The sequence below is a fragment of the Bradyrhizobium sp. 35 genome (assembly GCF_023073215.1).
Taxonomy (GTDB): Bacteria; Pseudomonadota; Alphaproteobacteria; order Rhizobiales; family Xanthobacteraceae; genus Bradyrhizobium; species Bradyrhizobium canariense_D.
The window spans coordinates 136,058-151,012 of record NZ_JADPJC010000113.1 but is presented as its reverse complement, the minus strand read 5'-3'; the positions used below and the strand labels follow the sequence as shown (position 1 = coordinate 151,012).

The following is a 14,955-nucleotide window of genomic DNA, read 5'->3' as shown; positions in this document are numbered from 1 at the left end:
ACGTCATCAGGCGACGTGCTCCTCGTTCACGCGGCGCGGCGGCGGCTCTCGCCGCCATGACGCGGGCTGACCGGCTCCGAACTGGTCTGGCCCGGCGCGTCCAGCACCGCGACGTGATGCCGGTAGACCAACTCCCAGCCCTTCCAGCCCGTGAAAAGCAGAATGCCGACCACGACCAGGGACAGCGCCACGCCCCACGGCTTGATTGCAGCTTCCGCGCCTTGCGCGTAGCGGAGGTAGAAATTGATCAGGGCCAGCACGACGGCTACGAGATTGCCGATCATGTGATACCAGGCGTCATTGAGGCTGCGGATGCGGGCGTCGCTGAAGAAGTCGGTGAAGCCGGCCACGGCCGCAACGAGCGCCATCACAATACCGGCGCCGATCAGCCAGATCGCGGCTCTGGCCCAAAAGCCGTCACCGGTGCCGATGAAGGCGAGATCGGCGATGGGCGCGCCGACCAGGAAGGCGACGGGGAACGGGATGATCATGGGGTGGAGCGGATGATCGCCGACCGCGGCGGTCGTCTTGGGGTTGATGCTCATGGCAAAACCTCGCGAGAAGTGATTTTCCAGACAATTTTTCGGACGGAGGCTGGTTCCTCTGACCGGGATAGCGGGCTCCGCTCCTGATGCGCACGGGAAAGCGGAACTCTGCTGTCCCGGGCGCAGCGCACCGTCCCGTCGGGAACACGGCCCGCCCGCCGCGCCTCCCATCCCCCTGTGCGACCTCCCTTTCCCGCACTCAAATTCGTCTGCGGTAACCCAGCATTAACCATCGCCGGGCTCTGGTAATTGCGGACAATCGCGCGCCCAAAGCCTGAAGTCTGAGCCTTGGGGTCGGGCCCATAGTTTTGACATCTTGGCAGGGAATGCAGGCGGCCGGCTTTGGACGAGCCCTGCACCCCAGAAAGACAAGGCTTTGAGCGGGCTTGCCGGCCGCGCCGGTTCTAGCGCGGCTATTGGGGAACCGGCGGCCATTTGCTGGCCGGGACATTAGGTCGGGACATCAGGTAACGATCGCCTTGAGAGGATACTTCTTATGAATCCGGCCGACGTGGCTCAGTCAGCCCTTCCGGTTGCCGCTTCCGCGGACGTGTCGCTGATCGCGCTGTTCTGGCAGGCTCACTGGATCGTGAAAGCGGTGATGCTGGGGCTTCTCGCCTGCTCGGTCTGGGTCTGGGCGATCGCCATCGACAAGATCTTCCTGTTTGCCCGCACCCGCCGCTCGATGGACCGTTTCGAGCAGGCTTTCTGGTCCGGCGAGTCGATCGAGGACCTCTATCGCACGCTCTCGGCCAAGCCGACACATTCCATGGCGGCCTGCTTCGTCGCCGCGATGCGCGAGTGGAAGCGTTCGTTCGAGAGCCAGGCCCGCTCGGTCGCAGGCCTTCAGATGCGCATCGACAAGGTCATGAATGTCTCGATCGCCCGCGAGGTCGAGCGGCTGGAACGCCGGCTGCTGGTGCTCGCCACCGTCGGCTCCGCAGGCCCCTTCGTCGGCCTGTTCGGCACCGTCTGGGGCATCATGTCGAGCTTCCAGTCGATCGCGGCGTCGAAAAACACCTCTTTGGCGGTGGTGGCCCCTGGCATCGCGGAGGCGCTGTTTGCGACCGCCGTCGGCCTTATCGCCGCCATTCCTGCCACTATTTTCTACAATAAGTTCACCTCCGAGGTGAACCGGCAGGCCCAGCGGCTCGAAGGCTTCGCCGATGAATTTTCAGCCATCCTGTCGCGCCAGATCGACGAGCGGGGCTGACGGACGGCATGTATAGTGTGAAGGGCAATTTGGGCACCAGACCATGGGCATGAACGTTGCGAGTTCGTCCGGAGGCGGTGGGCGCCGTGGCCGGCGCAAGCCGGTCGTGGCCGAAATCAACGTCACGCCGATGGTGGACGTGATGCTGGTGCTGCTCATCATCTTCATGGTCTCGGCGCCGATGTTGACGGTCGGCGTGCCGCTCGACCTGCCGCAGACCCAGGCCAAGAGCCTCGAAAACAACGACCAGAAGCCGATCCAGATGTCGGTGGACATCAAGGGCAAGGTGTTCATCAACGACGCCGAGATCGCGATCAACGAACTGATCCCCAAGCTGAAGGCGATCACGGACGCGCGCGGCGGGCTCGAGGAACGCATCTATTTGCGTGCCGACAAGAAGGCGGATTACGGGACGGTGGCCAAGGTCATGGGCCAGTTGTCCGGCGCAGGCTTCAAGAAGCTGGCGCTCGTCACGGAAGCGGATCAGGGGTAAACCGTGAAGGTGAAGGTCGACAAGACACTCGTTGCGTCGATTGCCCTCCACGTCCTCGTGCTGGGATGGGGGCTCGTCACCTTTAGCAGCAGGGCTTTTGTGCCGGCGGAAGAGTCGCTGCCGATCGACATCATCTCCACCGATCAACTCGCGCAGATGATGTCGGGGCAGAAGACCGGCGACAAGAAAGAGCCGAAGCCGAAGGTCGAGAAGATCGCGGAAGCCAAGCCCGAGGAAGACGCTGTCGGCAAGGTCACCGAGAAGAAAGAGCTGATCAAGACCAACTCGACGCCGGAGCCGCCGCCAAAACCCGTGGAGAAGCCGGTCGAGAAGAAGCCCGAGCCGCCCAAGCCCGTCGCTGAGGCGAAGCCCAAGGAAGAACCGAAGCCGCCGGAAAAAAAGCCTGACCCGGCCAAGGAAGATCCGATCGCCGAGCTGCAGAAAAAGCTCGAAACCAAGAAGCCGCCGCCCAAGCCGCCGGAGCAAAAGGTCGCGGCGGTGCAGCCGCAACAGCAGCTGCCGAAGCCCAAGGAGCGCAGCTTCGATCCCGCGCAGATCCAGCGCGATCTCGACAAGCGCGCCGCGACCCGGCACGAACTCGCCGGCTCGACGCTGAATGCGTCGGCCTCGCTGGGATCGACGACCGGAACGGCCGCCAACAACATTGCGACCTGGCGGGGCGCGTTCCAGGGGGCGGTGAAGCGCTGCTTCACGCCGACCTATAACGGCCAGGATGCGGATCAATACGAAGCCGACATCGACATTCCCATGAAGATCGACGGATCGCTCGCGTCCGAGCCGATCGTCGTCGCGGTGAGGGGACCGTCGCGATCGATCGCACAGGCGGTGGCGGAGAGTGCCAGACGCGCCATCGTGCAGTGTCAGGTCTATTCGTTCATGCCGAAGCAGCAATACGAGAGCTGGAAGCTCATTCCGATGACTTTCGGCCTGAAAGACATGTTGTGACATCCGAACAAAAGAATTTTGCGATGAATGACGTTCGATCGATGAACCGCCGCCGCTTCATGACCCTGACCGGATCGACGCTCGCGATGCTGGGGGGCGGACAAGCCTTGGCCCAGCAGCCGCAGGGACGGCTCCGCATCGATCCCACCGAGTTTCGGCCGATTCCGATTGCGATCACCAATTTTGTGCCGGGCTCGCCGGCCGACGGTGACGTCGGCAACGGCGTCACCCAGGTCATCACCAACAATCTGAAGCGCTCGGGCCTGTTTGCGCCGGTCGACCAGGCCGCCTTCATCGAGCGCATCAGCAACATCGACGTCGCGCCGCAGTTCGAGAACTGGAAGACCCTGAACGCGCAGGCCCTCGTCACCGGCCGCATGACGCGGCAGCCGGACGGCCGCCTCAAGGCTGAATTCCGCTTGTGGGACGTCGTCACGGGCCAGCAGCTCGCCGGCCAACAATATTTCACCTCGCCGGAATATTGGCGTCGCATCGCCCACATCATCTCCGACCAGATCTATGAGAAGCTGACCGGCGAGAAGGGCTATTTCGACAGCCGCGTGGTGTTCGTTGACGAGACCGGGCCGAAAGAGCGCCGCGTCAAGCGGCTCGCGATGATGGACCAGGACGGCGCCAATGTGCGCTATCTGACCCGCGGCTCCGACCTCGTGCTGACGCCGCGCTTCTCGCCGAACTCGCAAGAGATCACCTACATGGAATTTGGCCAGGGCGATCCGAAGGTCTACCTGTTCAACATCGAGACCGGCCAGCGCGAGATCGTCGGCAACTTCCCCGGCATGACCTTTGCGCCGAGGTTCTCGCCGGACGGCCAGCGCGTCATCATGAGTCTGCAGCAGGGCGGCAATTCCAACCTGTTCGTGATGGATCTGCGCTCGCGCTCGACCACGCGCCTCACCGACACGCCCGCGATCGACACCTCGCCTTCCTACTCCCCGGACGGCACCCGCATCTGCTTCGAGTCCGATCGCGGCGGCAGATCGCAGATCTATGTCATGGCCGCGGGCGGCGGAGCGGCGCAGCGCATCTCTTTCTCCAAGGACGACAACAACGCCACCTATTCGACGCCGGTGTGGTCGCCGCGGGGCGATTACATCGCCTTCACCAGGCAAGGTGGCGGGCAGTTTTCGATCGGCGTGATGAAGCCGGACGGCTCCGGCGAACGGCTTCTCACCTCCGGCTATCATAACGAAGGTCCGACCTTCTCGCCGAACGGCCGCGTGCTGATGTTCTTCCGCGATCCGGGCGGCAGCGGCGGGCCGTCGCTGTTCTCCGTCGACATCTCGGGGCGCAACGAGCTGAAAGTGCCGACGCCGGGCTTCGCCTCCGACCCGGCATGGTCGCCGCTCTTGTCCTCGACATCGGGCTAGCCGCCGCCCCCGGCGCGCGATGATTTGACCGCGCGCCTTTTCCGAAAACTTGGCGAGATGTTTCCCCGCGATAATTGTTCTTTAAGGTTGCACTAGGCAAACTTTTCCCATGGGTTTGTTTCTATTGATGTATTCCGACTATTGGTCATTCAAAACAACTCGACTTTAACGATGTTCCCTCAGAAAGACTTCATACCGGATCGGTAAAACTGCGCTCCAGACAGGACGCGCGTAAACACCAGATGCAGTTTGCAAGTCAGAGCGGAGAGCCGGAACAGCGGCCGCCGAAAACTTCGGCGGCGCAAATCGATTCGCTGTTCGAAGCGCCTGGCCCGTTGCTGGCGGGACTCATTTTCGTGTCGATTGGTGCGGCCCTCACCGCGCTGAGGACGGGCGAGCCGCTGATCTGGGCGTGCGTCGCACTTCTGATCCTGGCCGGGACCGCGCGGGCGATCGACCTGCGCCTCTATCAGGCACGTCACGCGGTCATGACCGTCGAGGCGGCCGCACGCTGGCAGAAGCGCTATCAGATCGGAGCAAAGATCCAGGCGGCTGCGATCGGCATCTGGTGCGCCACCACCCTGTTGGCCACGGACGACGCCGTGGCCCACATGATCGCCTTGTCCGTCACGACCGGAATCGCGGCAGGCGGCGCGGGCAGGGCATATGGCCGGCCTGCGATCTTCCACCTCCAGGCCGTGCTGATCTTCGGCCCGGCCGTGCTTGCCTTGGCGCTGCGTGGAACACCCTACTACATCGCGATGGCGCTGGTCAGCGCCGCGTTCCTGATGGCGATCATGCAGCTCTCGGTGAATCTGCATCGAATCTTCATGGGAGCGGTCGTGGCACGTGAGCGTGAAGCCGCGCTCGCCGGCCAGTTCGATACGGCTCTGAACAACATGCCGCACGGCCTCTGCATGTTCCGCGTCGACGGACAGCTGGCGGTCATGAACCACCGCTTCGGCGCAATGATGAATCTGCCGGAAGGTCTCGCGCAGCGCGGGGTCAACGCGCGTGACATCGTCGCGGCGTGCGTGAGCGCGGGATCCATCTCCGCTGGGAGCGGCGAGCGAATCGTCGCGGACATCGAGAGTTCGCAAGCCAAGGAGATCATCACCGCCGATCCCGATACGCAGCGAAACCGGTCGTTGTCCTGGACTGTCCAGCCGATGGCTGACGGTGGCGCGGTGGTGCTGCTCGAGGACATTACCGAGCGACGTAGCGCCGAGGCCAAGATCACGCATCTGGCGCGCTACGACGACCTCACCGCGCTGCCCAACCGCGTTCATTTCCGCGATGAGATCGAAAGGCTGCTGGCGATCTCGCACGGCGCCGAGCGCCTGTCCGCGCTGCTGTTCGTCGACCTCGACCAGTTCAAGCAGGTCAACGACACGCTCGGCCATCCCTGCGGCGACCAGCTCCTGTGCGCGGTCGCCAACCGTCTGCGCGAGATGCTGCGCCCCGAGGATTTCGTCGCCCGCTTCGGCGGTGACGAATTCGTCGTGTTCCAGGAGAACATCTCCTCGCCCGAGGACGCCGCTGCGCTGGCGCGCCGGATCGTCGAACGGCTGAGCGAGCGTTACCGCATCGACAATCATCTGGTCGAGATCGGCGCCAGCGTCGGCATCGCATTGACCTTGCCGGAGGGCATCAGCGCAGACACGCTGCTCAAGAATGCCGACATGGCGCTGTACCGGGCCAAGGCCGACGGCCGCGGCACCTTCTGCTTCTTCCGCGACGAGATGGCGGCGACCGTCGAGGCGCGCCGCATCCTCGAGCTCGATCTGCGCAAGGCGCTCGCCAACGAGGAGTTCGAGCTGTTCTATCAGCCGCTGGTCAATCTGAAATCCGGCAAGATCACGACGTGCGAGGCGCTGCTGCGCTGGAATCATCCGGTGCGCGGCACGGTCTCGCCGATCGACATCATCCCGGTCGCCGAGGACATGGGGCTGATCGTCGATCTCGGCCGCTGGATCCTGCGCCGCGCTTGCATGGAATGCATGAAATGGCCGGAGGGCGTCAGCGTCGCCGTCAACTTCTCGCCGCAGCAATTCCACCAGCGCGACGTCTTGAGCGAAATCCGCTACGCGCTCGAGGTTTCGGGGCTCCCGGCGCATCGGCTGGAGATCGAGATCACCGAATCCTCCCTGTTGCGCAACACCCAGCTCACGCACGACATCCTGTCGCAATTGCATGCGATCGGCGTGCGCATTTCGCTGGATGATTTCGGCACCGGCTATTCGAGCCTCAGCTACCTGCACAATTTCCCGATGCAGAAGGTGAAGATCGACCGCTCCTTCCTCGAGGGCATCGATGCCGACCGGCCGCTGACGCTGCTGCGCGGCGTAGCGCGGCTGTCGGCCGATCTCGGCATGGCGGTCGTGGTCGAGGGCATCGAGACCAATGATCAGCTCGAGTTGATCAGCGCCGACGGCACCGTGACCGAAGGGCAGGGCTATCTGTTCAGCCGGCCGGTGCCGGCAGTCCGGATTCGCCAATTGCTCAATGCCTCGCATGGCCGCCGCGGGGCTGAGGACCACATCGTCATGGTGTCCTCGCGATCGATCGCCTGATCTTTCTCCGCCTCGCTCCTTCAACGCATTTAGCTCTCGTTCGCCCGTGTTTTTGCGGGCTGCAAAGGTTAACCCTAACGTTTCTAAGCCTTTGCAATTCCGTTAATGAACCATTAATCTCCTCACACTCGCAGAAGTTGCTTTGGAGTGTAGGGGTACTGGATGACGTCTGGAGCTGAACCGCAAACGGTGCTCCTTCCGCGGGGAGCCGCTCTGTTTGACCGCATCGATTACCGCCTGATCGAAACTCCCGAGGACCGAGACAACCTCTATTTGATGCGGTACCGGGCCTATCTGCACGCCGGTCTGATCGAGCCGTCGGAGTCGCGGCGCGTAACCGATCGCTTCGACGATGCGCCCAACACCTGGAATTTCGGGGTCTATGTCGATGGAGAGCTCTGCAGCTCCGTTCGCATTCACGTCCTGACGTCGGACTGGCGGATGTCCTACACGACCGAAGTGTTTGGCGACGTGCTGCATCCCCGCCTCGACCGCGGCGAAGTTCTCATCGATCCATGCCGGTTTGTTGCCGATCCCGAAAAGCACCAGCGTTTTCCGGAGCTGCCCTATCTGACGGTGCGGCTGGCCTTTGTGGCCTGCGATCATTTCAACGCCGATACCGGGCTGGCCATGATCCGGACCGACCACCAGGCGTTTTATCGTCGCATCTTCCTGCACGAGACCATTTCACCGGAGCCACGCGGGTTTCCGGGCTGGCCCACCAAGAAGGCCGTGCTGATGGCGTCCGATTTCCGGAACCAGCGGGAAAAGGTCCTGACGCGCTTTCCGATCATGCGCTCCAGCGCGTTTGAGCGGCGCATGCTGTTTCAACGCAGCAGCCCCCGCCAGGCTGCCGCGCGCCCGGTGTCGCTGGCCACGCAGCGGCCCCCGGACGTAGCCGTCTCGGCAACGGGTTCTGCCCGCTAGGCCCCACGCGACGAGCCTAAAATTCCAGCAAAGGCCGCGGTTTTTGCCGGTCGTTGCGGCTTGCCTTCACCGTCGCGCCACATTTACAACCCATTAACCATGACGGTTGCTTTTCGCTGGTTGGGGGCATTTGACCGGCTGTGGCAAGGTTCCATCAAGGTTGACGGAACGTTCGCTTAACCAACCCCCTGTAGACCGGACAGCAGTGGACGAAACGTGAGCGTGGAGGCTCCGGAATGAAACATCCTATGCGCATCCTCCAGGGATTGAAGCTGGCCGCGGTGCTTGCCGTCGCGTTGTCGATGGGTGCCTGCGCCAACAAGAACTCTGCCACGGATGCGATGGCCAACGCGGCGACGCCGGGCAGCCAGCAAGACTTCGTCGTCAATGTCGGCGACCGCGTGTTCTTCGAAAGCGACCAGACCGATCTGACCCCGCAGGCGATCGTGACCCTGGAGAAGCAGGCGCAGTGGCTCCAGAGCTATCCGCGCTACAGCTTCACCGTCGAAGGTCATGCCGACGAACGCGGCACCCGCGAATACAACATCGCGCTCGGCGCTCGCCGCGCCCAATCGGTGCGTTCGTTCCTCGCCTCGCGCGGCATCGATCCGAACCGCATGCGCACGATCTCGTACGGCAAGGAGCGGCCGGTGGCCGTTTGCAACGACATCTCCTGCTGGTCGCAGAACCGCCGCGCCGTCACCGTGCTGAACGCGAGCTCCTGACGATCGGTCAGGCGCCGTTCATCTTCAGATAGCGATTATGCCGGCGCCCTCTCGGGCGCCGGTTTCGTTTCAGCGATCTGTGACAGAAACCCGTTTGTTACAGTCACAGTTTTGGCGTACTCCCCTTCAATGTGTGGCGCGTCGAATGTTCGGTCGCAGGCCATTTCGCTTTCGTCGTCAGGGCAAGATGTCATCCAGATTTAAGGTCTTCACCGGCACCGTGGCGATCGCCGCGCTGCTTTCGTTGTGCTCGCCCGCCCTCGCACAATCGGACGATGCAGATCCCGAGATGCGGATCGAGCGGCTGGAGAACCAGCTGCGCCAGCTCACCGGTCAGAACGAAGAGCTGCAATATCGCAACCGCCAGCTCGAAGAGCGGCTAAGAGCGCTCGAGGGCGGCGCGCAAGCTTCGCCCGGCCAGACGCCGGTCCAGCCCAATGTCGCGGCCATGCCGCCCGCACAAGCCGCGCCGGCCTATCGCCAGCAGCCGCCGCACCAGCAAGCGGCCCAGCCGAATTACGAGCAGCCGCAGATCGCCTCTCCGGCACCGATCGTTCAGGAGCAGCCTGCGCCCGGCGCGCCGGGCACGCGCCGCCGCGGCGATGCCTTCGACCCGAACCAGAGTCCGAATGCGCCGGGTGCGCCGCGCGCGCTCGGCGGCGGGCAGCAACCGATGCCTGCAGGTGCCCCGAGCGGCGCGCCCGGCGGCCGTGGCGCCGGCGAACCGCTTGATCTCGCCAACAGCGGCCCCCGCTATCCGCAGGCGGTCGGGCCTCAGGCTGCGCAGCCCGGCTATCCGCCGGTCTCATCCGGCTCTCCCGCGCCATCAGGCGGCACGGGCCTTGCGACCCTGCCGCCCTCGGCAACGCCGCGCGACGAATTCGACCTCGGAATCGGCTACATGCAGCGCAAGGACTACGCGCTGGCCGAGCAGACCATGAAGAATTTCTCGCAGAAATATCCGAGCGACCCGCTGCTCGGTGACGCGCAATACTGGCTCGGCGAGAGCTATTTCCAGCGCCAGCAATATCGCGACTCCGCGGAAGCCTTCCTCGCCGTCACCACGAAATACGACAAATCCGCCAAGGCACCGGATGCCCTGCTGCGGCTCGGCCAGTCGCTGGCGGCGCTGAAGGAGAAGGAGGCGGCGTGTGCCGCCTTCGGTGAAGTCGGGCGCAAATATCCGCGCGCTTCCGCCGGCGTCAAAGCTGCGGTCGACCGCGAGCAGAAGCGGGTGAAGTGCTGAGGCGCGGCGATTGATCCTGACAAGACGGATGGCGCTGCGCTAAACAGTGTCCATCCGCGGACGATTGCAGTGTCATGTCAGAGGACAATTCACCGATCTCGGCGCGTGAGGCCAAGCGCCTCTTCGCAGGCCTGAAAGGCGCGCAGGGACTGCTGCTCGCGGTCTCCGGCGGGCCCGACTCGGTGGCGCTGATGTGGCTTGCGGCGCGCTGGCATCGCAGCCTTTCGCGCGGCCCGCGTCTCACCGTAGTCACCATCGACCACGGCTTGCGGCCGGAGGCGGCGCGCGAGGCGCGCGCGGTCAAGCGTCTCGCAACCGGGCTTGGCCTGCCGCACCGGACCGTGCGCTGGCGCGGGGCAAAGCCGAAAACGGGACTGCCGGCCGCCGCGCGCGAAGCTCGCTACCGCCTGCTTGTGCAGGCCGCGCGCCTCGCCGGTGCGAGCCACGTGCTGACCGCCCACACCCGCGACGACCAGGCCGAGACCCTGTTGATGCGGCTTGTGCGCGGCAGCGGATTAGCCGGGCTGTCGGCGATGGCCCGTCTCACCGAGCGCGACGGCGTCGTTCTTGCGCGTCCACTACTCGATGTTCCGAAGTCGCAGCTGATCGCGACCTTGAAGCGGGCGAAGATCGGCTTTGCCGACGATCCCACCAACCACGACGCTGCCTTTACCCGGCCGCGGCTGCGTGCGCTGCTGCCGCAGCTCGCGGCGGAGGGCGGTGATGCCCGCAGCCTGGCTCGGCTCGCGGCAAGGCTGGCGCGCGCCAATTTGGCCGTCGAGGTGCTGACCGATGGAGCCGAGCGCTTCCTCCGTTTGCGGGATCGCGGCGATGCGCCGCAGGCCGGCGTTCGAAGCTTCGAGGCCTCCGGGTTTGCCGCCCTGCCGGAGGAGGTCCGGCTGCGGATCCTGCTGCGGGCCATCAACGCGTTCGGGCATGAGGGGCCGGCGGAACTCGGCAAGGTCGAATCCCTCCTGGCCGTGCTCGATCAGGCCATTGCCGCAAGTGCCCGCGCACCCGCAAATGGCCGGCCGGCCCTGAAGCAGACGCTTGCGGGAGCCTTGATCAGCCTTGCCGGGGGACGTATCCGCATCGCCCCGGCGCCGGCCCGGCGCAAGGGTGGATCAAGGGTGGATAAGGGCGGATCATGGCACCGGCCATTTCGAGACCGCGCCGTGAGGACACCTTAACCAGGCAGGAAAAACCCGGATCCGGGCGCCATTATTTCAGCGGGAATCGGACTAAGATGGGCTAAATAGTCCCATCTCGTTCCCTTGGCAGCGACCGGAGCGACACCTAGATTGTATGCGTCTAACCGAGAGGATTCCTTGGGGATTTCCTCGCGCTGCCCAAATAACTGCCCAAGGCTCAGGCCGCGATCCGCGCGACCACGAAGGAAGATCGATGAACGCCAATCTGCGCAATTTCGCCCTCTGGGTCATCATTGTCCTGCTGCTGTTGGCGTTGTTCACGCTCTTCCAGAATCCGGGTCAGCGCGCCTCCTCGCAGGACATCGCCTTCTCCCAGCTCCTGAGCGAGGTTGACCGCGGCAATGTGCGCGACGTCGTAATCCAGGGGCCGGACATTCACGGCACCTTCACCAACGGCTCGAGCTTCCAGACCTATGCGCCGAGCGATCCGACGCTCGTGAAGCGCCTCTATGACAGCAAGGTGCAGATCACCGCGAAGCCGCCCGGCGACAACGTGCCGTGGTTCGTCTCGCTGCTGGTCTCCTGGCTGCCCTTCATCGCGCTGATCGGCGTGTGGATATTCCTGTCGCGGCAGATGCAGGGCGGCGCCGGCAAGGCGATGGGCTTCGGCAAGTCGCGCGCAAAAATGCTGACTGAAGCGCATGGCCGCGTCACCTTCGAGGACGTCGCGGGCGTCGACGAGGCCAAGCAGGACCTGCAGGAGATCGTCGAATTCCTGCGCGACCCCGGCAAATTCCAGCGCCTCGGCGGCCGAATTCCGCGCGGCGTGCTGCTGGTCGGACCTCCCGGCACCGGCAAGACCCTGATCGCGCGTGCGGTCGCGGGCGAAGCCAACGTGCCGTTCTTCACCATTTCGGGTTCTGACTTCGTCGAGATGTTCGTCGGCGTCGGCGCCAGCCGCGTCCGCGACATGTTCGAGCAGGCTAAGAAGAACGCGCCCTGCATCATCTTCATCGACGAAATCGACGCCGTCGGTCGTCACCGTGGCGCCGGCCTCGGCGGCGGCAATGACGAGCGCGAGCAGACGCTGAACCAGTTGCTGGTCGAGATGGACGGCTTCGAGGCCAACGAGGGCGTGATCCTGATCGCCGCGACCAACCGTCCCGACGTGCTCGATCCCGCGCTGCTGCGTCCCGGCCGCTTCGACCGTCAGGTCGTGGTGCCCAACCCGGACGTCGTCGGCCGCGAGCAGATCCTCAAGGTCCACGTCCGCAAGGTGCCGCTGGCGCCGGATATCAACCTCAAGACCATCGCGCGCGGCACCCCGGGTTTCTCCGGCGCCGACCTGATGAACCTCGTCAACGAAGCCGCGCTCACCGCCGCCCGCCGCAACAAGCGGATGGTGACCCAGGCCGAGTTCGAGGAAGCCAAGGACAAGGTGATGATGGGCGCCGAGCGCAAGTCGCTCGTCATGACCGAGGAAGAGAAGCTGCTGACGGCCTATCACGAGGGCGGCCACGCCATCGTCGGCCTCAACGTCGTCGCGACCGATCCGATCCACAAGGCGACCATCATTCCGCGCGGGCGTGCGCTGGGTATGGTCATGCAGTTGCCCGAGCGTGACAAGCTGTCGATGTCGCTGGAGCAGATGACCTCGCGCCTTGCCATCATGATGGGTGGCCGCGTCGCCGAAGAGCTGATCTTCGGTCGCGAGAAGGTAACCTCGGGTGCGTCGTCCGACATCGAACAGGCGACGCGTCTGGCGCGCATGATGGTGACGCGCTGGGGCCTGTCCGAGGCGCTCGGTACCGTGTCCTACGGCGAGAATCAGGACGAGGTTTTCCTGGGCATGTCGGTGTCGCGCACCCAGAACGCATCGGAAGCGACGGTTCAGAAGATCGATACCGAGATCCGGCGCTTCGTCGAAGAAGGCTATAACGAGGCAACGCGTATTCTCACCGAGAAGCGCGCCGATCTCGAAGCTCTCGCCAAGGGCCTGCTCGAATTCGAGACGCTCTCCGGCGACGAGATCATCGACCTGCTCAAGGGCAAGAAGCCGAACCGCGAATCCGTGCTCGAGCCGACCACACCGCGCGCCTCGGCCGTGCCGCCGGCCGGCAAGTCGCGCCCGCGACCCGATCCGGATCCCGGCCTGGAGCCGCAGCCGCAGGCGTAATCGCGTACGGCAGATCGAATTGAAAAACGCGGCGGAAACGCCGCGTTTTTTGTTGGTGATGGTGATTTGCGGGTGGTGCCAACTCAGCGCCCGTCATTGCGAGCGCAGCGAAGAAATCCAGAATAGATCCGCGGTGACAGTCTGGATTTGCTTCACTGCGCTCGCATTGACGATTTTGATGCAGTTGCACTGGAAACTCAGAAGTACGGCAGGCAAAGGTGCCTAAGCGCCGGGCCCACCATCTCTCGCCAATCACGCTAGAAGTGGTGGCACACGCTCCGGAGTTTGCGTCATCACTTCGGCGCCCGCATCGCCAGCCGCAGATTGGATTCAGGAATGCGGCGACATTGCCGGCTCGCCAGACCCTGCCGGACTGCGCAACGCGCCGAACACGACGCCGATGAGAGCGACGATGAGGAGCGGCGATAGTCGTCCCGCCGGAATATACACCGCCGGGCTGAGCAACGGCACCATCCAGATGCCGAGCCCGATCAGCCAGTCGCGAAAGCGTGGAGCATCGATCGATGCGGCAAGCCACAGCACGACGGCGACCGTCAGCAGCGTCGCGTCATAAGGGCCCGAATGCGGGGCTGCCAGCACGGTTGCCGCAAGCAGTACGATCAGCTTGTTGTTGGTACGGAGCGAGGAGCGAAAGACCGCGAACGTTGCCGCCGCGCTCGAAAGGATCGCGGCCAGCTGCAGGATGGAGGCCAGCCGCTCCGGCAGGCCTAGCAGCATCGCGCAGGCCCACACGCTGTGACCCCAGATGCGGCCATAGGCCAGCCATTTCGCGTCGGGGCTGACCAGATTGTTGTACGCCTGCGGTATCCACCAGAGCCACAATTCGACGCCAAAAATCATGGCACTTGCAGCCGCCAATGCGAATGCCGAGCATGCAGCAGCGCACAGGCTGCCATAGCGGCGCGCCCCCATTAGCGCGAGCGGGACGAGCAGGAAGAATTGCGGCTTGAAACTCAGCAGCCCGAGGATTGCCCCGGCCAGGAGCGGTCGCGGTCCGAGCAGCCTGACGCCCGCGACCAGCAGTGCGGCAACGAGAAAGGCGCATTGTCCATCGGCCAGGTTGAGAGATGCCGATGGCGAGACCAGCACGGCCGCGATGATGTAGGGCGTCAGTTGCGGCTGATCGGACCGGTTGCGAAGCGCCCAGGCCAGGAAGCCTGCGGTCGCGGCCTGGAATGCGACATAGGAGCCGATGAAGCCAAGCGGCGCGAATGGCAGCAGCAGAACGAGGAAGCCGGGCGGATAGAACCATGGACGGAACTCCAGAGGCACCGTGAGCCATGATGCGAACGACTGGTTGAGATAGGCCGTGAACGCGTCACCATCGGTGACCAGCGCAAGATTGCCGGCGAGCGACGATTTGACGGCGCCGTAAAACACCATCCAGTCGGTGCCGGGAGCGACGTGGTTCAGCCCGATCCAACCGGGATGGGTGAAGGTGGAGATCAGGACGCCCCAGGCGAAGAGCGTTGCGATCGAAAACGCTGGCAGCATCACGAGAGGAATTCCGATCCAGCGGCGCGATGGACCG

12 protein-coding genes are annotated in these 14,955 nt (G+C 64.2%); 10 read left to right on the top strand and 2 right to left on the bottom strand.

Annotated elements, in window-relative coordinates:
- Positions 1–26: 26 nt before the first annotated feature.
- The gene (locus IVB36_RS23890; protein WP_018453788.1) at positions 27–545 is read right to left on the bottom strand and encodes a DUF2231 domain-containing protein; all 519 of its coding nucleotides are present in this window, start codon (positions 543–545) and stop codon (positions 27–29) included.
- 496 nt (positions 546–1,041) lie between these two features.
- Between IVB36_RS23890 and tolQ the strand changes: the two genes are divergently transcribed.
- The 10 genes from tolQ to ftsH all read left to right on the top strand — a co-directional run bounded on the left by tolQ (position 1,042) and on the right by ftsH (position 13,403).
- Positions 1,042–1,758 carry a protein TolQ gene (gene tolQ, locus IVB36_RS23885; RefSeq protein ID WP_007596319.1) on the top strand — a complete coding sequence of 239 codons (717 nt, stop codon included), beginning with the start codon at positions 1,042–1,044 and terminating at the stop codon, positions 1,756–1,758.
- A 43-nt stretch (positions 1,759–1,801) separates the two neighbouring features.
- Positions 1,802–2,251 (top strand): protein TolR, encoded by a 450-nt coding sequence (gene tolR, locus IVB36_RS23880; protein WP_018453789.1) that lies wholly within the window; start codon positions 1,802–1,804, stop codon positions 2,249–2,251.
- Positions 2,252–2,254: 3 nt separating this feature from the next.
- Entirely contained in the window at positions 2,255–3,217 is a 963-nt protein-coding gene (locus IVB36_RS23875) for a hypothetical protein (RefSeq protein ID WP_018453790.1), read from the top strand.
- 41 nt (positions 3,218–3,258) lie between these two features.
- The gene (tolB, locus tag IVB36_RS23870; protein WP_026232593.1) at positions 3,259–4,605 is read left to right on the top strand and encodes a Tol-Pal system beta propeller repeat protein TolB; all 1,347 of its coding nucleotides are present in this window, start codon (positions 3,259–3,261) and stop codon (positions 4,603–4,605) included.
- A gap of 242 nt (positions 4,606–4,847) precedes the next feature.
- The gene (locus tag IVB36_RS23865) at positions 4,848–7,178 is read left to right on the top strand and encodes an EAL domain-containing protein (RefSeq protein WP_018453792.1); all 2,331 of its coding nucleotides are present in this window, start codon (positions 4,848–4,850) and stop codon (positions 7,176–7,178) included.
- A gap of 162 nt (positions 7,179–7,340) precedes the next feature.
- Complete coding sequence (locus IVB36_RS23860) at positions 7,341–8,105, top strand: hypothetical protein (RefSeq protein ID WP_026232594.1); 765 nt, start codon at positions 7,341–7,343, stop codon at positions 8,103–8,105.
- A gap of 236 nt (positions 8,106–8,341) precedes the next feature.
- On the top strand, positions 8,342–8,830 hold the full coding sequence (gene pal / locus IVB36_RS23855) for a peptidoglycan-associated lipoprotein Pal (protein WP_026232595.1): 489 nt from the start codon (positions 8,342–8,344) through the stop codon (positions 8,828–8,830).
- Positions 8,831–9,017: 187 nt separating this feature from the next.
- Positions 9,018–10,076, top strand: coding sequence for a tol-pal system protein YbgF (gene ybgF / locus IVB36_RS23850; RefSeq protein ID WP_018453795.1), 1,059 nt, complete (start codon positions 9,018–9,020; stop codon positions 10,074–10,076).
- A 74-nt stretch (positions 10,077–10,150) separates the two neighbouring features.
- Complete coding sequence (gene tilS / locus IVB36_RS23845) at positions 10,151–11,266, top strand: tRNA lysidine(34) synthetase TilS (RefSeq protein ID WP_018453796.1); 1,116 nt, start codon at positions 10,151–10,153, stop codon at positions 11,264–11,266.
- A gap of 214 nt (positions 11,267–11,480) precedes the next feature.
- A complete protein-coding gene (gene ftsH, locus IVB36_RS23840; protein WP_007596301.1) occupies positions 11,481–13,403 on the top strand; it encodes an ATP-dependent zinc metalloprotease FtsH in 1,923 nt (640 codons plus the stop codon).
- A gap of 330 nt (positions 13,404–13,733) precedes the next feature.
- Here ftsH and IVB36_RS23835 read toward each other — a convergent pair whose 3' ends face one another.
- A complete protein-coding gene (locus IVB36_RS23835) occupies positions 13,734–14,918 on the bottom strand; it encodes a glycosyltransferase family 87 protein (RefSeq protein ID WP_018453798.1) in 1,185 nt (394 codons plus the stop codon).
- Positions 14,919–14,955: the final 37 nt, after the last annotated feature.